Source organism: Nocardiopsis rhodophaea, assembly GCF_039530945.1.
GTDB lineage: Bacteria > Actinomycetota > Actinomycetes > Streptosporangiales > Streptosporangiaceae > Nocardiopsis_C > Nocardiopsis_C rhodophaea.
Genome location: NZ_BAAAPC010000003.1, coordinates 47,671 through 68,801 on the forward strand (window position 1 = coordinate 47,671; position 21,131 = coordinate 68,801).

The 21,131-nt window shown below is 71.3% G+C and carries 18 protein-coding genes; 8 read left to right on the forward strand and 10 right to left on the reverse strand.

The genetic code is table 11. From position 1 onward, the window contains the following. Positions 1–46 precede the first annotated feature (46 nt). The 3 genes from ABD259_RS03880 to ABD259_RS03890 all read right to left on the reverse strand — a co-directional run bounded on the left by ABD259_RS03880 (position 47) and on the right by ABD259_RS03890 (position 5,215). Entirely contained in the window at positions 47–1,852 is a 1,806-nt protein-coding gene (locus ABD259_RS03880) for an AMP-dependent synthetase/ligase (RefSeq protein WP_344104268.1), read from the reverse strand. A gap of 116 nt (positions 1,853–1,968) precedes the next feature. After that, a complete protein-coding gene (locus ABD259_RS03885; RefSeq protein WP_344104270.1) occupies positions 1,969–3,774 on the reverse strand; it encodes an AMP-dependent synthetase/ligase in 1,806 nt (601 codons plus the stop codon). A 217-nt stretch (positions 3,775–3,991) separates the two neighbouring features. Further along, positions 3,992–5,215, reverse strand: a complete 1,224-nt coding sequence (locus ABD259_RS03890) for a peptidoglycan DD-metalloendopeptidase family protein (RefSeq protein WP_344104272.1) — start codon at positions 5,213–5,215, stop codon at positions 3,992–3,994. Positions 5,216–5,663: 448 nt separating this feature from the next. Between ABD259_RS03890 and ABD259_RS03895 the strand changes: the two genes are divergently transcribed. Further along, positions 5,664–6,623, forward strand: coding sequence for a hypothetical protein (locus ABD259_RS03895; protein WP_344104275.1), 960 nt, complete (start codon positions 5,664–5,666; stop codon positions 6,621–6,623). A gap of 227 nt (positions 6,624–6,850) precedes the next feature. Here the strand turns inward: ABD259_RS03895 and ABD259_RS03900 are convergent, their stop codons facing one another. Beyond that, on the reverse strand, positions 6,851–7,510 hold the full coding sequence (locus ABD259_RS03900) for a PaaI family thioesterase (RefSeq protein WP_344160214.1): 660 nt from the start codon (positions 7,508–7,510) through the stop codon (positions 6,851–6,853). Here ABD259_RS03900 and ABD259_RS03905 point away from each other — a divergent pair. Further along, positions 7,493–7,852: a hypothetical protein gene (locus ABD259_RS03905; RefSeq protein ID WP_344104279.1), complete on the forward strand. Its 360-nt coding sequence runs from the start codon at positions 7,493–7,495 to the stop codon at positions 7,850–7,852. The genes ABD259_RS03900 and ABD259_RS03905 overlap by 18 nt on opposite strands. Positions 7,853–8,089: 237 nt before the next feature. On the opposite strand, the gene ABD259_RS03910 is transcribed toward ABD259_RS03905, so the two are convergent. Then, the gene (locus ABD259_RS03910; protein WP_344104281.1) at positions 8,090–8,533 is read right to left on the reverse strand and encodes a GNAT family N-acetyltransferase; all 444 of its coding nucleotides are present in this window, start codon (positions 8,531–8,533) and stop codon (positions 8,090–8,092) included. A 61-nt stretch (positions 8,534–8,594) separates the two neighbouring features. Between ABD259_RS03910 and ABD259_RS03915 the strand changes: the two genes are divergently transcribed. From ABD259_RS03915 to ABD259_RS03930, 4 genes are all read left to right on the forward strand, one after another. Then, positions 8,595–9,452 (forward strand): AraC family transcriptional regulator, encoded by an 858-nt coding sequence (locus ABD259_RS03915; RefSeq protein WP_344104283.1) that lies wholly within the window; start codon positions 8,595–8,597, stop codon positions 9,450–9,452. A 130-nt stretch (positions 9,453–9,582) separates the two neighbouring features. Next, positions 9,583–10,320 (forward strand): AzlC family ABC transporter permease, encoded by a 738-nt coding sequence (locus ABD259_RS03920; RefSeq protein ID WP_344104548.1) that lies wholly within the window; start codon positions 9,583–9,585, stop codon positions 10,318–10,320. Continuing rightward, positions 10,317–10,637 (forward strand): AzlD domain-containing protein, encoded by a 321-nt coding sequence (locus tag ABD259_RS03925; protein ID WP_344104285.1) that lies wholly within the window; start codon positions 10,317–10,319, stop codon positions 10,635–10,637. Before ABD259_RS03920 ends, ABD259_RS03925 begins: the two co-directional genes overlap by 4 nt. Before the next feature lie 162 nt (positions 10,638–10,799). Then, positions 10,800–12,476 carry a thiamine pyrophosphate-dependent enzyme gene (locus tag ABD259_RS03930; protein WP_344104550.1) on the forward strand — a complete coding sequence of 559 codons (1,677 nt, stop codon included), beginning with the start codon at positions 10,800–10,802 and terminating at the stop codon, positions 12,474–12,476. Positions 12,477–12,523: 47 nt separating this feature from the next. Here ABD259_RS03930 and ABD259_RS03935 read toward each other — a convergent pair whose 3' ends face one another. After that, positions 12,524–13,429, reverse strand: coding sequence for a LysR family transcriptional regulator (locus ABD259_RS03935; protein WP_344104287.1), 906 nt, complete (start codon positions 13,427–13,429; stop codon positions 12,524–12,526). A 73-nt stretch (positions 13,430–13,502) separates the two neighbouring features. On the opposite strand from ABD259_RS03935, the gene ABD259_RS03940 reads away from it, so the two are divergent. Then, the gene (locus ABD259_RS03940; protein WP_344104289.1) at positions 13,503–14,492 is read left to right on the forward strand and encodes a DMT family transporter; all 990 of its coding nucleotides are present in this window, start codon (positions 13,503–13,505) and stop codon (positions 14,490–14,492) included. Positions 14,493–14,508: 16 nt separating this feature from the next. On the opposite strand, the gene ABD259_RS03945 is transcribed toward ABD259_RS03940, so the two are convergent. From ABD259_RS03945 to ABD259_RS03960, 4 genes are all read right to left on the reverse strand, one after another. Further along, positions 14,509–15,435, reverse strand: a complete 927-nt coding sequence (locus ABD259_RS03945) for an RluA family pseudouridine synthase (protein ID WP_344104291.1) — start codon at positions 15,433–15,435, stop codon at positions 14,509–14,511. Next, the gene (lspA, locus tag ABD259_RS03950) at positions 15,432–16,112 is read right to left on the reverse strand and encodes a signal peptidase II (protein WP_344104293.1); all 681 of its coding nucleotides are present in this window, start codon (positions 16,110–16,112) and stop codon (positions 15,432–15,434) included. The genes ABD259_RS03945 and lspA overlap by 4 nt, the downstream gene beginning before the upstream one ends. 35 nt (positions 16,113–16,147) lie before the next feature. After that, positions 16,148–16,558, reverse strand: coding sequence for a TraR/DksA family transcriptional regulator (locus ABD259_RS03955; RefSeq protein ID WP_344104552.1), 411 nt, complete (start codon positions 16,556–16,558; stop codon positions 16,148–16,150). A gap of 337 nt (positions 16,559–16,895) precedes the next feature. Then, complete coding sequence (locus tag ABD259_RS03960; protein ID WP_344104295.1) at positions 16,896–17,159, reverse strand: hypothetical protein; 264 nt, start codon at positions 17,157–17,159, stop codon at positions 16,896–16,898. Between the two features lie 479 nt (positions 17,160–17,638). Here ABD259_RS03960 and ileS point away from each other — a divergent pair, with 479 nt between their 5' ends. Then, the gene (gene ileS, locus ABD259_RS03965; protein WP_344160217.1) at positions 17,639–20,821 is read left to right on the forward strand and encodes an isoleucine--tRNA ligase; all 3,183 of its coding nucleotides are present in this window, start codon (positions 17,639–17,641) and stop codon (positions 20,819–20,821) included. The last annotated feature ends 310 nt before the right edge of the window (positions 20,822–21,131 follow it).

Consider the following 21,131-nt stretch of genomic DNA (forward strand, 5'->3'; position numbering starts at 1 on the left):
ACCGAGCCGGGCGGTCCGGCCTTCCCGGCCGCGCCGCCCCTCGATTTCAGCGCTTGGTGTACATCGCCTCGACGGACGCGGCGTTGCGATCGAGGATGCGGGCGCGGCGCAGCTTCAGCGTCGGGGTGAGAGTCTCGTCCTCCACGCTGAAACGCTCCGCCAGGATCGTGAACGCGCGGATCGACTCGGCCCGGGAGACCGTCGCGTTGGCGGCGTCGATGGCGCGCTGGACATGGGCGCGCAGCCCGGCGTCGTCGGCCAGCTCGGCGACGGTCTCCTCGGCCGGGTGCCCGTTCTCCGCCTTCCAGGCGTCGAACTCCTCCGGGTCGATCGTGATCAGAGCGGTGACGAAGGAGCGCCCGTCGCCGACCAGCATGCACTGCTCGACCAGCGGGTCGGCGCCGATCTGCTCCTCCAGGGGCCCCGGGGCGACGTTCTTGCCGCCCGCTGTCACCAGGATCTCCTTCTTCCGCCCGCTGATCCGGACGAAGCCGTCGGCGTCGATCTCCGCGAGGTCGCCGGTGGCGAACCAGCCGTCCACGAACGCCTTCTCGGTGTCCCGCGGCCGGTTCCAGTAGCGGTCGAAGACGTGTCCGCCCTTGATGAGCAGCTCGCCGTCATCGGCGGTCCGCACCTCGACGCCGGGCACGGGGATGCCGATGGTGCCGGGGCGGACCTTGCCCGGGACGTTGACGAGTACCGCCGAGGTCGTCTCGGTGAGCCCGTATCCCTCGAACACGTCCAGGCCGATGCCCCGGTAGAAGTGCAGCAGCCGCACGTCCAGCGCGCCGCCGCCGGAGATCACGCGTCGGCAGCGCCCGCCCAGCGCGTCCATCAGCTTGCGGTAGACCAGCGGCTCGAAGAAGCGGTGCCGCAGCCGCAGGCCGAGCCCCGGCCCCCCGTTGAACTGCGACTGGCTGTAGGCGACGGCCGTGTCGGTGGCGGCGTCGAAGACCCGGCGCTTCAGACCGCGGGTCCGCTTGCGCGCCGTAGCGTGGATCTTCTCGAAGACGTAGGGGACGGCGAGCAGGAACGTGGGGCGGAACGTCTGCAGGTCGTCGATCAGGGCACCGACGCTGCCGGTGTGGCCGAGCCGGACCCCGGCGTGGATCACGGCGACCTCCACCATCCGCCCGAAGACGTGCGCGAGCGGCAGGAAGAGCAGGGTCGAGGGCGGCGAGCCGTCCTCGCCGGCTTCGAAGAGGACGGACAGCGCGCGCAGGACGCTGTCGACCTCGGCGAAGAAGTTCGCGTGGGTGAGCACGCAGCCCTTCGGGCTACCGGTGGTGCCCGAGGTGTAGACGATCGTGGCGGGGTCGGCGGCGTCGACACCCGCCCGCCGCTCCTTGATCACGGCGTCGTCGAGTTCGCGCCCGACCTCGATGAGGGTGGCCACAGCGCCGGCGTCGAAGGTCCAGACGTAGCGGAGCTCGGCGAGCGTGTCGCGGATGTCCTCGACCATGGCGGTGTGCGGGTCGTCGTCGACGACGCAGGCCACCGCGCCGGAGTCGGCCAGGATCATCCGGATCTGCTCGGCGGACGAGGACGGGTAGATCGGGACGGAGACGGCTCCGGCGGCCCAGATCGCGAAGTCGAGGAGCGTCCACTCATACCGGTTGCCCGACAGCAGCCCCACTCGGTCGCCGGGCTGGATGCCCGCGGCGACGAGCCCCTTGGCGATGGCGACGACGTCGGCCCGGACCTCCGACGCGGTGGCGTCCTGCCAGCCGCCACCGACCTGGTGGCTGAGCATGATTCCGTCCGGGTGGCGTTCGGCGCGGTCGAACAGAAGATCGGCCAGTCCGCCATGGGTGGGGACCTCGGCCGGCGCGGTCGCGGAGATGTCGGTCACTCTTCCGGTGTACCGAACAGACGTAACAAATCGCCACATTTCGCACACTCGCATCACATGATCTTCGCCATAGCCGACGGGCGGATGGCCGTAGACCAGGCGGCTCCGCCGGCGCCTTATCGCCGCCGGTACAGCTCCTCCACCTCGCGTGCGTAGCGCGTGAGGATGCGGGCGCGACGCAGTTTCAGGGTCGGGGTGAGGGTCTCGTCCTCCACGGTGAACTGCTCGCCGAGGATGGTGAACGTGCGGATCGACTCGGCGCGCGAGACCGCCTCGTTGACGGAGTCGATGGCCGGCTGCACAGCGGCGCGCAGCTCCGCGTCGTCGGCCAGCTCGGCCACGGTCGCCCCGGCCGGGTGGCCGTACTCCGCCTTCCAGGCGTCGAACTCCTCCGGGTCGAGGGTCACCAGCGCGCTGACGAAGGGCCGGCCATCGCCGATCACCATGCACTGGGCGACCAGCCGGTGCGCGCGGGCCCTCTCCTCCATCGGTGCGGGTGCGACGTTCTTGCCTCCGGCCGTCACCAGGATCTCCTTCTTGCGCCCGCTGACCCGCAGGAAGCCGTCGGCGTCGAACTCACCGAGGTCGCCGGTGGCGAACCAGCCGTCGACGAACGCCCTCTCGGTGTCCTCCGGCCGGTTCCAGTAGCGGCTGAACACCTGCTCGCCCTTGACCATGATCTCGCCGTCGTCGGCGAGCTTGACGGAGACGCCGGGCAGCGGGCCGCCGATGGTCCCCGCGCGGATCCGGCCGGGCAGGTTGGCGATGACCGCCGCGGTGGTCTCGGTGAGGCCGTAGCCCTCGATCACCTCCAGGCCGATCCCCCGGTAGAAGTGGAGCAGCCGCACATCCAGCGCGCCGCCACCGGACAGGACGCGGGTGCACCGCCCGCCCAGCGCGTCCATCAGCTTCCGGTACACCAGCGGCTCGAAGAAGCGGTGCCGCAGCCGCAGGGCCAGCCCCGGGCCCCCGCGGTCCAGGGATTCGCTGTAGGCCACGGCGGTGTCGGTGGCGGCGTCGAAGATCCGACGCTTGAGGCCGGTGGTCTTCTTGCGGGCGGAGGCGTGGATCTTCTCGAAGACGTAGGGAACCGCGAGAAGGAAGGTCGGCCGGTATGTCTGCAGGTCGTCGATGAGCGCGTTGACGCTGGTCGAGTGGCCGAGCCGGACGCCGGCCCGCACGGCACAGGTCTGCACCATCCGCCCGAAGACGTGGGCGAGCGGGAGGAAGAGCAGGGTCGAGGGCGGGGTGTCCTCGGTACCCGGCTCGAACAGTTCGGGCAGGCCCGCCGCGATGTTGTCGACCTCGGAGAAGAAGTTCGCGTGGGTGAGGACGCAGCCCTTGGGGTTTCCGGTGGTGCCCGAGGTGTAGACGATGGTGGCCGGGTCCCGCGGGTCGACCACGGCGCGGCGTTTGTCGATGGCGTCGTCGGCGACCTCGGTGCCGTCCGCGGAGAGCGCGCCGACGGCGCCCGCGTCGATGGTCCACAGGTGGCGCAGGTCCGTGAGCCCGTCGCGCACGCCGTCGATCAGCGCGGTGTGCGACGCGGTGTCGACGAAGCAGGCCACCGCGCCGGAGTCGGCCAGGATCATCCGGGCCTGCTCGGCCGAGGCGGACGGGTAGATCGGGACGGTGATCGCGCCGGCGGTCCAGATCGCGAAGTCGATCAGGGTCCACTCGTACCGGTTGCCTGACAGCAGGCCCACCCGGTCGCCCGGCTCGACCCCCGCGGCGACGAGCCCCTTGGCCAGGGCGGTCACCTCGGTTGCGGCCGCGGACGCGGTGACGTCGTGCCAGACGCCATCGACCTGCCGGCTGAGCATCACGCGGTCCGGCGACCGCTTGGCGCGGTCGTACAGGATCTCGGCCAGGCCGCCCTCGGTGGGGAGTTCGGCCAGCGCTGGGGCAGAGGTGTGGGTCACCGCTCCGGTTTATCGGACGCTGATAACGAATGTGAAAATGAAACAACCGGAATTCGCATGATCTATGCCATAGTGCGCGCCGCTCACGTGCCCTGTGGTCGCGGCTGTGACCACCGGAATTCCGTTCGCCACGGCGCGGGCGGCCGGATGGGCCGCGCATGCCACCGTTCCCCCCGGCCATCTCATCGGGGGGAACGGTGACGCTTGGGGGCCTCCGTCAGTCGCAGGCGGGTGCCACCGGATCATTGGTGCCGGTGTAGACGAACCCGTCACTGATCCAGTTGCCGGTGTCGAGCCGGTTCCACAGGTCGGTCCTGCCCCACACGCCGTCGACCTCGCCGCCGCGGGCCGTGCACTCGATCCGCACGACCGTTCCGTCGGCGACGGTGCCGACGATGTCGTGGTCCAGGCTGGGGCCGGTGCGCAGGTTCACCCGGCTGTACTGTCCGCTGTCGACCGTGCCGGTGGGCAGGGCGTTGTCGCTGCCGCCGTAGTTGGTCAGCCGTCCGCCGCGGCCCACCCGCGCGTTGCCGCGCGTGGCGTAGCCCTGGTAGGGGCGCGCCACAGTGTGGAAGGTCCAGCCGCCGATCGTCATGTTGTCGACGCTGATGTGCGAGTTGCCCCGCAGCAGGGACAGGTGTACGTGCGCGCCGCTGGAGCTGCCGCCACAGGGCAGTTCGTTGCCGATGAGGCCGAGGTAGGTGCCCGTCTGCACTGGGGAGCCGTCGGACAGGTTGGTCAGCCGCCGCATGTGGTAGTAGGTCGTGCTGTAGCCGTTCTCATGGACGACCTTGACCAGGGCGCTTCCGCCACGGACACAGCTCTTGTAGACGCGGCCCGGACCGGCGGAGAGGACCTGGCCGTTGCCGCCGTTGAAGTCGATCGAGCTGTAGGGGCGGCTGCTGCCGCTGTTGCCGTGCGGGCCGCCGCCCATCCACCAGGCCACGCCCTCCTGCCAGGGCAGGCCGAGGCCGGTGTCGGCGAGGGGAGCGTCCTGCGCCGCCTCGTGGTTCTTCGCGAACAGTTCCTTCTCCCCGTCGCTGACCACGTCGCCGGGCGCGGCGGTGGCGAGCTCGACGAAGCCGTCCGTTCCGTCCAGCTCCACGCGCCAGCCCCGCGGGCCGTGCTCGGCGACGAACAGGGCGGTTTCGGGGGCGGCGTGCGCCGTAGACGGTGCGGGGATGGTCGTCGTGCCGAACGCCCATCCGTCGTCCTCAGTGGTGATGGGCTCGACGAGCGGTTCGGCCAGGGACCGGGTCGCAAACTGCTCGCGGGCGGTGCCACCGCGCTGTTCGAGCATGGTCGCGCGGACGGCGTCGGCGAGGTCGTCCGACGTTGGGTCGGCTGAGGCGGGGGGACCGAAACCGAGGAGCAGTCCGGTGCCGAGCACGACGCTCGCGGCTGCGGCGAGCACGCGTCTGGGGGATGTGTGCGTTGGCATTCGTCCTCCACGGACGTGCATGAGGGGGTAAGGGGGGATCATCGGACGGATCCAGGCACGCCGCGGGAGCGGGGGGATCGCGGGTCTGGGAGTGGGGGTGGTGTGGGGATGGGGGGCTCGGGCGGAGCCCGGGAGGCGTCCGTGGGGTCGACGGAACACCGACACCCCGATAAAGGTCAAGGTCACAGCGTTACGGTCGGCTTCTTTGGGGAGATCGGCGGGGCTAACTGTGAATCCGGCCGCGGCTGAGGTGGAGGGGGCCGTACGGGCGGATACGGGAGCGCAGAGGCGGTGGAGAGAGCGATGACAGCTGAGGGTTAATTTCTCTCAACACCGGACAAAATCCATCATTAATTGATATTTCACAGAGTGGCCACCATGGTGCACACTGTTGCCCGAAACGCCCCCGCCCTCCTGTTCCCCCACCCACGCAGCCATGGAGGTCACGATGGCCAGCGGGACCCTGCGGCGTCGCACCGATACCAGTACCGGACCAGTCGATGTCCTTTTACGGACCGGACCTTTCCACGAGGCATTGCGCGCGTCGATCGAGGACAGCGGGCTCACCCTCGGGAGCCTGCGCAACCGCCTGGCGCAACGGGGCATCCGGGTCAGCCTCACCAGCCTCAGCTACTGGCAGCAGGGGCGCAGCCGCCCGGAACGGCCGACCTCGCTGCGCGCCGTCCAGGCGATCGAGGTCATCCTGGGTGTGCCCCGCCACTCCCTCGTGGCCCTGCTGGGGCCGCCGCGGCCGCGTGGGCGCTGGGCCACCGGGCGGCGCTCCACTCCGCGCGGATACGAGGGGTTCCTGGAACCGGCCGACGCCCTCGCGCAGACCGTGGCGAGCGTCATCGGCCCTTCCGACCGCAAGCTGCGCCTGTTCTGGCAGGAGGACATCGTCCGCGTGGCTGGCGACCGTACGATCCGGCGGGTGCGCAGCCGACTCGTGGTGCGGGCGCTGGAGGACGACGCCGACCGGCACATGATGGTCTACTGCGGCGAGCCCGGAGCCGACGCCGCCGACCTCACACCCGTGGCCGTGGAGAACTGCCGCTTGGGCCGGGTCCGCCGCCACCGCAGCTGCGCGGTGCTCGCCGTGGAGCTGCTCTTCGACCGCCGCCTGCGCACCGGCGAGACCTACCTGCTGGAGTACGCGGTCAACGTCGCGCGCTCCCCGCGCAGCCACGAGTACCGGCGCGCGTTCCGCTACCCGGCCGAGACCTACATCCTCGGCGTCCGCTTCGACGCGTCGGCCCTGCCGGTCCGCTGCCACCGCCTCGTCCAGGCGCCCGAAGAGCCCCCGTCGCGGACCGGGGAGGACCTGATCCTCAGCTCGGCCCACTCCGTCCACCTCGCCGAGCACGACATCCAACCGGGGGTCCTGGGAATCGGCTGGGAGTGGGACTGACCCACCGCACGCACACCCCCTTCCGTTGATCTCGGCGATATCGACCGAATTTCGGCGGGCCGCGTCAAGACGCCCGGTTGGGCCACAATCCACCCCTAGCATTCAGCGACAACACAAGTTGCACTGAACACTAGAAACCACCGCGGGTTTTCCGTCGATATCGCCGAGATCAACGGAAGGGGCGGGACGGAAGCCGACTTCGGGCGCGACGTGAGCGTCCAGGGGCGTTAGCCGGGCAGGGCGACCTGCACCATGACGGCCGTGCCCTCGGCCGTGATCTCGCCGTTGTGGCGGATCTCGGCGGCCACGAAGACCTTGCGGCGCTCGGTGCCGGTGACGCGGGCGGTGATCTCCAGCGGCACGTTGAGCGGGGTGGGGTTGCGGTAGTTGACGTCGAGGTTGGCGGTCAGGCCCGGCATTCCCGCGGCGGCGGAGGCCGAGCCGAGGGCCTGGTCGAGCATGGCGGCGATCCAGCCCCCGTGCACCAGCCCCGGCGGGCCCTGGTAGACGCCGCTGAGGGTGACCTCGGCGCGCAGGCCCTCCTCCGCCCGCTCCATTCGCAGCGGCGGGGCGGCCGGGTTGGTCGGCCCCTCGACGACGTTGGTGAGGGTTCCGAAGCCCACCGGCCCCTCGAACTCCGAGCGATGTACGAGGGCGCCGATAGGACGGCGGTCGCCGTCGATGCGTTTGACCGCCTCCGCGACCAGTTCCCGCGCCGCGGCGAGGTCGGCGCTACCGGCCTCGGTGTGGGCGACGGTGTCGATCAGCGTCCGGACCTGGTCGACCAGGTCGGTCAGCTCGGTGGGGAGGTCGTCTTCGGCGACGACCGTGAACCCCAGGCTGCGCGGGTCGGGAAGGTCGGACACCGGATGCGCTTCGGCGGTCATGGCTCCCTCGTCGCTTCGTTCATCGTCTGCTTCGGCGGCGGCACGGCACACGACATGGTTGAAATCGGACCGACCACCAAAACCGAATGTTACTCGGTAGTAGATCACGTGCGCGCATCCGGGGAGAACGGCCGGGGGCGCATCCACCACCGCAAACCAGAACTCACCGGCCTGACCGGCTATTTCGTGATACTCACCACCGCACCCCCACCGCTGCCGCTCCGTAGGCGGACGCTTCCGCAGCGTCCGCATCCGCGATCCGGGCACGCGCCCGCCGCCGCGCCGGCGCACCGTAGGGCGGCAGGCGACGTCGGTCGTTCCGCGATCGACCCGCCGATATGAGGGGCGCCGCGGCATCGACGGCCGGATGGAGCGGCCGCTCCGTCGACCGCCGGCGCCGGAGGTGCCGTCCCGTCGCAGCCGACCAGCTCGGTACCGGCTCGCTCTGCCCGCAGCCCACCTGGGTTCGCCGACGATCTACGCGCTGGCCTGGCCAAGGCGGTGACCGGTCAGCGGATCACACGGGAACGGACCGCCCGTCCATCGGTCGGCAGGACACCAACCCGCACGCTCGGTCCGTCACGGCTGGGGAACCGGCGCGATGTCCTTGCTCATGTGCACGTGCGGGATGCCCGCGTCGAGGAACTCCGCGCCGTGGGCGCGGTAGCCGAGCCTCTCGTAGAACCCGAGGGCATGGGTCTGGGCGTGCAGGTCGATCCCGGCGAGGCCCCGTTCCCGCGCCCGCTCCTCGACGGCGCGGACCAGCGCGGCCCCCGTACCCGTTCCCCGCGTGCACGGCAGCACGGCCAGTCGCCCGAGCATCCCCCGCTCGCCGCGGGCCACGAGGCGGCCGGTGCCCACGGGGACCTCGTCCAGCCGCGCCAGCAGATAATCGGCGGCGAGGTCGTCCTCGTCCCACTCCTCCTCGATCGGGACCTGCTGCTCCGCGACGAACACCACGCCGCGGATAACGAAGACGGCGGCGCGGTCCTTCGCGCTCTCGGCGAGATCGATCTTGAGCATGGCCGGAAGAGTAGTGCATCGCGATCTCCGCCCGTCACCCCCGTTTCCTACGCTGACAGGCATGACCGACACCCGTGGCGATCGCGCCCGATTCTGGCGCCATCCCGGCCTGCCCGGGGTCGACCTGCTCAAGGCGCACTACGTCCGGCACTCCTTCAACCGGCACACCCACGACACGTACGCGATCGGCGTCATCGAGGACGGAATCGAGGAGTTCTCCTACAGGGGCGCCCTGCACCGCGTCGGGCGGGGCGACCTCGTGGTGGTGGAGCCGGGTGAGGTCCACACCGGGCACGCGGGCGCCCCCGAGGGCTGGCGGTACCGCATGCTCTATCCCGAGGTCGACGTCGTGGCCCAGGCCGCCCGCGACCTGGGGATGCCCGACGTCCCCGGGTTCCACGTATCGGAGTCGGGCGATCCGGCCGGCGCCGCGTTGCTGCGCACCGCCCACCGGGCGGCCGAGCACGGCGACCGGCTCAGCGCGTCCACGCTCATGCGCCAGGTCCTCCACCGCCTCCTCTCCCGAAACTCCCGCGCGCGGCCCACGAATCCCGGCCCTCCGGGCCCCGACCGCGCCGTGGCCGAGGCCCGCGACCTGCTCAACAACACCCTGGCCGACCCTCCGAGTCTGGAGGAGCTGGCCGCCGCAGTGGACGTCTCCCCCTTCGCGCTGCTGCGCGCGTTCCGCGCCGTCCACGGACTCCCTCCGCACGCCTACCTCAACAACCTCCGCGTCCTCCGCGCCCGCCGCCTGCTCGCCACGGGTATGCGCCCAGCGGAGGTGGCCGGAGAGCTCGGCTTCGCCGACCAGCCCCACCTGACCCGCCACTTCAAACGCCAGTTGGGAGTGACCCCCGGCGCGTTCCGCCGGGGTGTCCTGGCGGCCCAGGGCGCCGATACCGCGGCCCCCGACGGCTGAGGCCGACCGGGGCCGGGAAACCCGCCACCGCGGCGGACGCGGCGCGCGCAAAAACGTTCAAGACGGGGCGTTCCCCCGGTGGTTAGCGTCGGGCGACGTGAAACCATCCTTCCTGTCCCCCTCCCCGCCCGTGCGCGACGCGCTGGGGATCGGCGTGGCCGTCGGCGTCTCCGGACTCGCTTTCGGGACCGCGGCGGTGGCGTCCGGGCTCTCGGTCGCCCAAGCGGGCGCGCTGAGCCTCCTGACCTTCTCCGGCGCCTCGCAGTTCGCGCTGATCGGGGTCATCGCCGGTGGCGGCAACCTCATCGCGGGGACCGCCGGGGCGCTGCTGCTCGGCGCCCGCAACACGCTCTACGGGCTGCGCATGGCCGACGTGCTCGGCGTACGCGGCGTCCGCCGCGCGGTGGCCTCCCAGGGGGTAGTCGACGAGTCGGCCGCCATCACCCTGGCCCAGCCCGACCGGGCCACCGCGCGCACCGCCTACGCCTGGACCTTCGCCACGCTGTTCGTGGCGTGGAACCTCACGACCCTCATCGGGGCGCTGGCCACCGAGCGGGTCGGCGACACCGCCGCGTTCGGCCTCGACGCTGTGGGGCCCGCGATCTTCCTGGCGCTGCTGTGGCCCCGGCTGCGCGAGGGCCGTCGGGAACGGCTGGTGGCCCTCCTGGGTGCCGGGATCGCCCTGGCCGCAGCGCCGCTCCTGCCTTCGGGAGTGCCCGTGCTCCTGGCCTCGGTCGCCGCGCTGGTCGGGTTGCTGCCACCGGCGGGATCGACCACGCGCGGCACCGGCGTCGACGACGACACGGGCACCGGCGCACCCGGCGCGGGCCGGGCGGGTGCCCCCGCTCCGGACGGGGTGCGCTCATGACCGTGTGGATCGCGATCCTCGCGACGTCCGCGGGGTGCTACCTGCTCAAGTTCGCCGGGCTGGCGGCGCCCCGACGATTCCTGGACCATCCGGTGGTCCGCAGGTTTGCCGTGACGGTCCCGATCGCGCTGCTCGCCGCACTGATCGCCATCCAGGCCGCGGACCACCCCGACGGCCCGGGGCTCGCCCTGGACGCCGCCCGATTGAGCGGGCTGGGTGCGGCCGTCGTCGCACTGCTGCTGCGCGCCCCCTTCCTCGTCGTCGTGGTCGCAGCCGCCGCGACCACCGCCGGACTGCGCGCCCTGGGGATCTCCTGACCGAGGGGAGGTGACGAACCACTCCCCCGCGGGCAGGAAGGAGGTGATCGTCTCGGGGGACCCAGGAAAGCCGCGGCGCGCCGACGTCGGCCGACGGTCACGGGGCGATCGTTCCACCCCCTACGCGGACCTTGCGATGATGGAAGGACCCCAGCTGTGAGCATGACCCCTCTCCGAACCGCGGCCGAACAGGTCGTCGATGTCCTCGCGGGCGCCGGGATCCGGCACTGCTACACCGTTCCGGGCGAAAGCTTCCTGGAGCTGACCGACGCCATCGAGCAGCGCGCGAACATGCGGCTCGTCTCCACCCGGCACGAGAGCGGTGCCTCCTTCATGGCGGAGGCGGAGGCCAAGCTCACCGGGATGCCCGCCGTCGCGGCGGCCACCCGCGGACCGGGGGCGTCCAACCTCGCGGTGGGGGTGCACACGGCCCGCCAGGACTCGACCCCCATGATCGTCTTCCTCGGCCAGGTGGAGACCGAGCACCTGGGCCGGGAGGCGTTCCAGGAGGTGGACCTGACCGCGTTCTACTCCCCGATCACCAAGTGGACCACCACGGTGACCCGCGCCGACCGGTTGCCGGAGGTGACCGCGCGGGCCATCCGTGTGGCCACCAGCGGCCGCCCGGGGCCGGTCGCCGTCGCCGTCCCCGGTGATTTGTTCGGGCAGCGCGTCGAGCCCCCGACCGGGCTGCCCGGCGGCATCCCGCCACGACCGCCCCTCGGTGACGACGAGCGGGACCGGTTGGCGACCTGGCTCGCGGGCGCGCAGCGGCCGGTGATCATCGCCGGGGGCGGCGCGCGCGGGGCGCGCGAGGCGCTCGTCCGGGTCGCCGAACGCTTCCACGCCGGTGTCTACGCCGGGTGGCGGCGGCAGGACGTCTTCCCCAACGACCACCCGCTGTACCTGGGCCACCTCGGGCTGGGCTGCGACGACGCGGTCCTGGAACCGCTGCGTGAGGCCGACGCGGTGCTGGTGGTGGGTTCCCGGCTCAGCGAGGTCACCACCCAGGGCTACCGGTTCCCGGCCCCCACCGCCCGGGGTGTGGAGTCCCCGGTCGCCCAGATCGACATCGACCCGGACCAGATCGGCGTGGTCACCGGCGTATGGCTGGGCGTGGTCGCCGAAGCGCGGCGCGCACTGGAGTCGCTGGCCGACGCACCGGTGACGGCACCCTACCGGGACTTCGCCCCGGCCCACTCGACGTGGTTGGCGACGGCGACCCCGCCCGCGGGCGTCGCCGACCACCCCGGCGACCGACTGCACCCCTGGGCGGTCGTGGAGGGCATGCGCCGGGTCCTCCCGGAGGACAGCGTCATCTGCAATGACGCCGGGAACTTCGCCGCGTTCCTGCAGCGGGGGTGGTGCTACCGGCATCCGCGCACGCAGCTCGCTCCGACGAGCGGCGCCATGGGCTACGCGGTTCCGGCGGCCGTCGCCGCCAAGCTCGTCGAACCGCACCGGACCGTCGTGGCCGTGGCCGGCGACGGCGGCGCGCTGATGACGGGACAGGAGCTGGAGACGGCCGCCCGCCTGGGGCTGCCGATCATCGTCGTGGTGTTCCAGAACGGGATGTACGGAACGATCGCCATGCACCAGGCCCGCGACCTGGGCAGAACGGCGGGCATCGGCATCAGCGGACCGCTGGACCTGGCCGGCTACGCCCGCGGCCTGGGGGCGCGTGCCGCCACCGTCTCCTCCCCCGACGAGCTGGACAAGGCCCTGACCGCGGCGTTGGACGCCGACGCCCCCACCCTGATCGACGCCCGCACCGACCCGGACATCATCAGCCCGGGGGCGACCATGTCCGGGCTCCTCGCCGACAGTGGCGGCCGGTAGCCGACCGGGACCGGCCCCGTGCCGATCCCTACTGGGGCCCGGCCGGGTCAGTCCCGGTACGCAGCGGCCGCCTCGCGCAGGGAGCGGATCGTGGCACGGATGGCGGGCCGGCGGGAGGCGTCGGCCCGCCAGACGACGCAGACCTGGCGGACCAGGGCCGGTTGCACCGGGACCACGCGCACGCCCTCGGGAATGGGGCCGCGCCCAAGACGGGGCATGACGGCCGCGCCGAGGCCGACGGCGATCATGGCGAACTTGGTCTGGTGCTCCTCGACACTGTGTGCGATGTCGGGTTCCACACCGCGGGCACGCAGGGTCTGGTGCAGCCAGTCGTCGCAGATGGATCCCCTGGTCCAGCTGATCCAGGGCTCGCCGAGCACTTCGTCGAGGTCCACCAGGTCACGGTGGGCCAATGGATGGTCGACGGGCAGCGCGATGTCGGCGATGTCCTCCATCAGCGGTGCCCGCCGCACGCCCTCGGGCAGCGGCACCGGAGCACCGTCCCAATCCACCACGATGGACAGGTCGATGTCCCCACGCGCCACCGCGGGCACGCTCTCGTGGGGCTCCAGTTCGTCGAGATTCACGCGCAGCCCCGGGTGGGCCTCACGCAGAGCGACGAGCGCCGCAGGTACCAGGCCGCGCGCCGCCGTCGCGATCGACGACAGCCGCAGGTGGCCGAGCACCGTGTCGCGGTGCGCCTCCAGGTCAGCCTCGGCTTGACGGACCAGCGACAGGATCTGCCCGGTGCGGTCGACCAGCAGCATGGCGGCCTCGGTGAGCCGCACTCCGCGGCCGTCGCGCTGCACGAGGGGCTGGCCGACCTCCCGCTCCAGTTTGCTCAGCTGCTGGGAGACGGCCGAGTTGGTGACCCTCAGGGCCTCGGCCGCCGCGGTGAGTGACCCGTTCACCGCGATGGCGTGCAGAACACGCATACGATCGACGCTCAACATGTAAGGAATGCTAAGGATGAAATTAAGTAGATTGAAGTAGACCTAAGGAAAGCGGTAACGGTACAAACGTCACATGACGACCACCGCCGTTCCCGAGGCGGCTCCTTCCGGTGCCGTTCCGCACTCCGGGTCCACCTCCCCCCTCACTCCGCTCTCCTCCTGGAAGCCGAAGTTTGTGCTGCTCGCCCTCGTGTGGGGGATGAGCTTCATGTTCATCAAAATCGGCACGGAGGCGCTGGAACCGCTGCAGATCACGCTCGGCCGGATGGCGACCGGCGCGCTGCCGCTCGCCGCCGTCGTGCTGCTGCGCCGGGGACGGATTCCCCGATCGCCGCGGATCTGGCTCCACCTGTCGGTAGCGGCCTTCCTGCTCAACGTTGTACCGTTCACGCTCTTCGGCTACGCGGAGCAACTGATCCCCTCGGCGCTCGCTGGGATCTGCAACGCCGCCACCCCGTTGTTCGCCCTGGGGTTCTCCCTGCTCCTGCTCTCCGACGAGCGCCCGACCCGCGCGCGGGTGGTCGGACTGGCGACCGGGTTCACCGGTGTGCTGGTGGTGTTCGGCGCGTGGACGGGGTTCGCCGGGGCCGGGAGCACCGGCGCGTTCCTCGCCGTGGGCGCCGCCGCCTGCTACGGCATCGGCACGCCCTACCTGCGCCGGTTCCTCACCGGCACCGGGTACGGCAACGCGGAGCTCGCGACGGCGCAGCTGCTCGCCGGAACAGCGCAACTGCTGATCATCACCCCTCTGGCCACCGCCATGCCCCGGGAACTGCCGCTGCGGGTGATCCTGGCGGTGACTGCGCTCGGCGTGCTCGGCACCGGCCTGGCCTACGTCCTGCAGTACGCGATCATCGGCGAGGCCGGCGCGACGGTTGCCAGCACCGTCACCTACGTCGCGCCCATCGTCGCCGTCGGCGCCGGTGTGGTGATCCTCGGTGAGTCGCTGGCCTGGAACGAACCCGTCGGTGCGGCGATCGTCATTCTCGGCGCCGCGCTGTCGCGGGGGGCACTGCGGCCGCGCCGTCCACGACCGGACGGCACGCCGACTCCGCCCTCCTGAACGGGGGCAGGTCCCGCTAGTCCTCGCGGAGCTGCTCGACGGCCTTCGCGAGGTCGTCCGGGTAGGGGCTCTCGAACTCCATGAGGCCGCCCCGCGTCGGGTGCTCGAAGCCCAGCCGTACCGCGTGCAGCCACTGTCGGCGCACGTTGAGCCGGTCGGCGAGGGTGGGATCGGCGCCATAGAGGTAGTCGCCGACGCAGGGGTGGCGCATGGCCGCCATGTGCACGCGGATCTGGTGCGTACGGCCGGTTTCGAGCTTGATCTCCAGGAGGCTGGCCGCGCGGAACGCCTCAAGGGTGTCGTAGTGGGTGACGGACGGACGGCCGCCCGCCACCACCGCGAACCGGCCGTCGCCGGAGGGGTGGCGGTCGATGGGCGCGTCGATGGTGCCGCGCAGCGGGTCCGGGTGGCCCTGGACCAGCGTGTGGTAGCGCTTGTCGACGGTCCGCTCCTTGAAGGCGCGCTTGAGCACGCTGTAGGCGGCCTCGCTCTTGGCCAGCACCATCAGGCCGGTGGTGTTGGCGTCGAGCCGGTGCACAATGCCCTGCCGCTCGGCGGCGCCGCTCGTGGTCAGCTGGACACCGGACGCGAGGAGTCCTTCGAGCACCGTCGGCCCGGTCCAGCCCACGGTGGGGTGGGCCACGACGCCGATCGGCTTGTCAACGACGATGATGTCGCTGTCCTCGTAGATGATGCCGAGCCCCGGCACCGGCTCGGGGCGCGGGACGGGCGCGGTGGGCGGGGGCGGGAGGGTGACATCCAGCCAGGTTCCGGCCTGGACGCGGTCGGACTTGGCCGCCGCTCCCCCGTCCACGAGCACGTTGCCCTCGACGATCAGCTCGGCGGCACGCGTGCGGGACAGGCCGAACATGCGGGCGATGGCCGCGTCGAGGCGGTCGCCCTCCAGCCCGTCCGGTACGGGCATACTGCGCTGGTCACTCACGTCCGGTCTCCCTTGTCCGCGCCGTTGTCGCGTGCGCGGTCCTGCTCGCTGGCGTCCTCGTCCGCCTTCCTGGCCTCACTCGCTGTGGGCCCCTCCGGCGCGGCGGGGATGTCGGGGGACCCGCCCTTGCCGCTGCCTTCGACGGTCCCGTTGTCCTCAGTATCGGTCTCGGCGTCCGACTCCCGCGTTCCGTCGATGTTGATGCCCCGGAAGGCCAGGACGACCGCGAGGACACCGCCGACGACGATGCAGGAGTCCGCGAGGTTGAACACCGGCCAGTTCGGGAGCTGGATCCAGTCGACGACCTCGCCGTAGAGCGGACCGGGCGGGCGGAAGAAGCGATCGTAGAGGTTACCCGTCGCGCCGCCCAGGATCAGGCCGAGCGCGATGGCCCACCCGGTGCTGCGCAGCCTGCGCCCCACCCGCACGATGTAGATGGCCACAACGCTGGCGATCAGGGTGAAGAGCCAGGTCACGCCGGTCCCAATGGAGAACGCGGCACCCGAGTTGAAGACCAGGGTCAGCCGCAGCAGCTCCCCGACGACCGACACGGTCTCGCCGGGCAGGAGCTGCGCGAGCACGATCTCCTTGGTGGCGAAGTCGGCCACGAACGCGACGAGCGCCAGGGTCAGCAACAGAACGAACCGCCGCGGCTTGTTCGCGGCGGGTCCGTTCACCGTCCGATGTTTGTCCCCGGAGGGATTGATGTCACTCAGCGACGCTCCTCGCGCTGTTTGCACTGCACGCACAATGTGGCCCGCGGAAACGCCTGCAGCCGGGCCTTGCCAATGGCCTTGCCGCACGACTCGCAGACCCCGTAGGTCCCCGCGTCCATCCGCTTGACCGCCCGCTCGTTCTGCGCGAGCAGGTCACGAGTATTGTAGGCCAGCGCCAGGTCGTGCTCGCGCTGGTAGGCCTTGGCGCCGGTGTCCGTCGGGTCGTCACCGGCACCGTCGACGGAGTCGGCGAGCCGCTCCGCCAGCTTGGACTCGGTTTCCGCGATCTCCTCCCGCAGCTGCGCCATCTCCTCTTCCAGCTCCTGGCGCACAGCGGCGAGCTCCGCCTCGGTCCATGGGCTCTCCCCCTCGCGGACGGGAAGCCCGGAGGCCTCGGTCACGCCCATGTTCCCCTCACGCTCTCCCTTACGGAGCCCCTGCGCGGCCCCGGCCGTCGTCACCGTGGTCTTCGACACCATTCGGCTCCTGTTTGCCCAGGACCGCCCCCACGCCTACGACGGTCCCCGAAATCCCCTGTCGACCTGCGAGAACATCACGGTCGCCCCGCGTCCGTCCGCGCAATGCCGGGTAGCTTAAACGCCCACCGTCGGGCGATTCAACCGACACGACGCAACACGCACACGGCGGTTCTTTCCCTCATGTGTTCCCACGTTCGGGGGTTCCGATTCGCCGGGGCTCCGGGACCCGCGTCACCGGCCGATTGCACACCGGCCCGCGCGGCGCTCACTCGGCGACGGCGAACCCGCCGTAGTCGTCCGCGAGGCGCGCCAGATGCGGCTCGTCGAACGTCGCCGGCCCACCGTGCGGGCCGGTGTGGACCTCGATCACCCAGTCGACGTCCTCGGCGTCGTCCTCGCCCGCCAGCATGTCGCGGTGCACCGCGCACGGCTCATAGCCCTGCCCGCTCAACTGCTCGGCCAGCTCCTCGGCGTCCTCGCGGTCGGGCAGCGTCACCAGTACCGTGCCCGTGCGCTCCGCCTCACCCATATCGCATCCGCCCTTCGCGTGTCGCTCGTCTCGGCCGGACCGGCTGCGCGTGGCCGTCCCAGCAGGCCAGTATGCCCGCACCCGCACCGCGGCCCCGCACCCGGCGCCTCTACCGCCGCCGCGCGCACAGGCGCGCGAGTGGCACTGGAGCGGAGAACGGCGGCAGGCGGCGTGCGGGTTCGGCTATCCTCGATTCACAGCAAAGGCGTGGATGGGGACGAGTACCGCCGGACACAGCCCCAAGCGACCCGGGGATGGTGGGAGCCCGGGGGTATGACCGTCGGGAAGATCACCCCGGAGCCGCCGGAAGAACGGCCGGAGCCGCGCTGCGACGCGCGCCCGGCCCAGTAGAACCGGCCGTGGCAGGAATGAAGTGGGGCGCCCTATTCTCGGAGGCGGCGCCCAAGGAGGGTGGTACCGCGGGGCTGCCGAGCCTCGTCCCTCCATCAGGTGAACAGTCCTGATGGAAAGGGCACGAGGTGTCTCACGAGCAAACCGCCGCCGCCCGGCCGTTCCCGGCGCTCCCGGCCCAGGTCGACCTGCCCAAGGTCGAGCACGAGGTGCTGCGGCGCTGGTCGGAGCGGAAGGTCTTCGAGCGTTCCCTGGAGCAGACGCGCGGCGGCCCGAGCTGGGTCTTCTACGAGGGTCCGCCGACCGGCAACGGACAGCCCGGCGTGCACCACGTCGAGGCCCGCGCGTTCAAGGACGTCTTCCCGCGCTTCAAGACGATGAAAGGCTTCCACGTCGACCGCAAGGCCGGGTGGGACTGCCACGGGCTGCCGGTCGAGGTCGCCGTTGAAAAGGAGCTCGGGCTCAGCGGCAAGAACGACATCGAGGCGTTCGGTGTCGCCGAGTTCAACGCGCACTGCCGCGAGCACGTGCTGAGCAACGTCAAGGAATTCCGCGCCATGACGGAGCGGATGGGCTACTGGGTCGACCTGGACCAGGCCTACCGCACCATGGACGCCGAGTACGTGCAGTCGGTGTGGTGGGCGCTGAAGACCATCTGGGACAAGGGGCTGCTGGTCCGCGACTACCGGATCAGCCCCTACTGCCCGCGCTGCGGCACGACGCTCTCCGACCACGAGCTGGCCCAGGGGTACGAGACCATCACCGACCCCTCGGTCTACGTGCGCTTCCCGGTGACCTCCGGGCCGCTGGCCAGCCCCGACCACCCCACCGCCATGCTGGTGTGGACGACGACCCCCTGGACCCTCGTCTCCAACACGGCCGTGGCGGTGCACCCCGACGTGTCCTACGTCGTGGCCACCGACGGAAACGAGCGCCTGCTGCTGGCCGAGCCGCTGGTCGAGAAGGTCCTGGGCGAGGGTTGGAAGCTCACCGGCGAGCGCTTCGAGGGCACCGAGATGGAGCGCTGGACCTACCAGCGCCCCTTCGAGCTGGTCGACTTCACCGAGCCCGCGCACCACATCGTTCTGGGCGACTACGTCACCGTCGAGGACGGTACCGGCCTGGTCCACCAGGCCCCCGCCTTCGGCGCCGACGACATGGCGGTCTGCCGCGCCTACGGACTGCCGGTGGTCAACCCCGTGCGCGGCGACGGCACCTTCGAGGCCGACCTGGACCTGGTCGGCGGGCAGTTCTTCAAGACGGCCGACCCCGCCCTGGTCGCCGACCTCACCGACCGCGGACTGCTCTTCCGCAACGAGCCCTACGAGCACAGCTACCCGCACTGCTGGCGCTGCCACACCCCCCTCCTCTACTACGCGCTGCCCTCCTGGTACATCAAGACGACCGCGGTCAAGGACGAGCTGCTCGAACAGAACGCCCGGACCACCTGGTTCCCGGAGAACGTCAAGGAGGGCCGGTTCGGCGAGTGGCTGCGCGGCAACATCGACTGGGCGCTCTCGCGCAGCCGGTACTGGGGTACGCCGCTGCCGGTATGGGAGTGCGACTCCGGGCACTTCACCGTGGTCGGCTCGCTGGCCGAACTCGGCGAGCTGGCCGGGCAGGACCTCAGCGCGCTCGACCCGCACCGCCCCTACGTAGACGACGTGGTGGTGCACTGCCGCGAGTGCGGCGAGCGGGCGTGCCGCGTCCCCGAGGTCATCGACGCGTGGTTCGACTCCGGGTCCATGCCGTTCGCGCAGTGGGGTGCCCCGCACCAGAACCAGGAGACCTTCGAGACCAACTTCCCGGCCCAGTACATCGCCGAGGCCATCGACCAGACGCGCGGCTGGTTCTACTCGCTCATGGCCGTGAGCACCCTCGTCTTCGGGCGCTCCTCGTACGAGAACGTGGTCTGCCTGGGCCACATCCTCGCCGAGGACGGCCGGAAGATGAGCAAGCACCTGGGCAACGTCCTGGAGCCCATCCCGGTGATGGACCAGCACGGCGCCGACGCGCTGCGCTGGTTCATGCTGGCCAGCGGCTCGCCGTGGGCGGCGCGCCGGGTCGGCCACGCGGCGCTGGAGGAGATCGTCCGGAAGGTCCTGCTGACCTACTACAACACCGTCTCCTTCTTCACCCTGTACGCGAATGCCGGGGAGACCTGGGGCCCCGATCGGCTGGCCGACGCTCCGGACCCGGCCGACCGCCCGCTGCTGGACCGGTGGCTGCTCTCCGAGCTCAACCGGCTGGTCGCCGACGTCGAGGAGGCGCTGGACAACTTCGACACCACCGGTGCCGGGCGGCGGCTTACGGCGTTCGTCGACGACCTGTCCAACTGGTACGTGCGCCGTTCCCGCCGCCGCTTCTGGGCGGGCGCGACCACCCCGGAGGGCGCGTCGGCCTTCGCCACGCTCTACGAGGCGCTGGAGACACTGACGCAGCTGATGGCCCCGATGGTGCCGTTCATCACCGATCACGTGTGGGCGGCACTGCGGCGACCGGGGGCCCCGGAGTCGGTGCACCTGACCCGCTGGCCCGAGGTGCGCCACGAACGCATCGACACCGAACTGTCGGCGCATATGGCGCTCACCCGCCGCCTGGTGGAGCTGGGCCGTGCCGCGCGCGTCGACTCCTCGGTGCGCACGCGCCAGCCGCTGTCGCGGGTCCTCGTCGGCGCGCGGGGCTTCGACTCCCTGCCGGAGCAGCTGCGTGCGCAGATCGCCGAGGAGCTGAACGTGGTGCGGCTCGACCCGCTGTCGGCGGTCGGCGGCGACCTGGTGGACTACACGGTCAAGCCGAACTTCCGGGCGCTGGGCAAGCGGTTCGCCAAGCGCACGCCGCTGGTCGCGAAGGCGATCCAGTCGGCCGACGCCCGGAGCCTGGTCGAGGCGGTGCGCTCGACCGGATGGGCCCATATCGAGGTCGAAGGCGAGCAGGTGGAGGTCAACGCCGACGAGGTGCTGATCACCGAGCAGCCCCGTGAGGGCTGGGCGGTGGCCACGGAGAACGGCGAAACCGTGGCCCTGGACCTGGAGCTCACCCCGGAGCTGCAGCGCGCGGGACTGGCGCGCGAGTTCGTCCGGCTCATCCAGGACGGGCGCAAGTCCAGCGGTTTGGACATCTCCGACCGCATCGAACTGTTCTGGTCGGCCACCGACGAGAGCGCGGCACAGGCCGTGGCCGAGCACGGCGAGACCATCTCCACTGAGGTCCTGGCCCGGACCCTGACCGAGGGCAAGCCCGAGGGCGCGGCCCACGAGGTGCCCTCAGAGGACCTGGGCGTGACCTTCTGGCTCCGCAAGGCGGAGTAGCCGAGGGCGGCGAGTGAAGAAGGCCGGGGGCGCGTGAGCGCTTCCGGCCTTTCGCGGGACGGGCTAGCGTCGGCGGCCCGCACCGCCGGTCAGCCCCTTGGTGGGACGGCAAAGGCGGCAGCGACGAGGAGGCGGGGGTGGAGCGCCCCTGTCGGCTCGCAGGCGGGACGGGGGTGGGGCCGGGCGGTGGTGAAACGCCAGTAGCGGGCGGGCCGGAATGCCGCGTATCCGCTAGACGTGAGGGTACTTCCGACATACGGGAGCCCCGAGCCTCCTCGGCCGATGATCATGGCAATTCTTCGGGCAATCC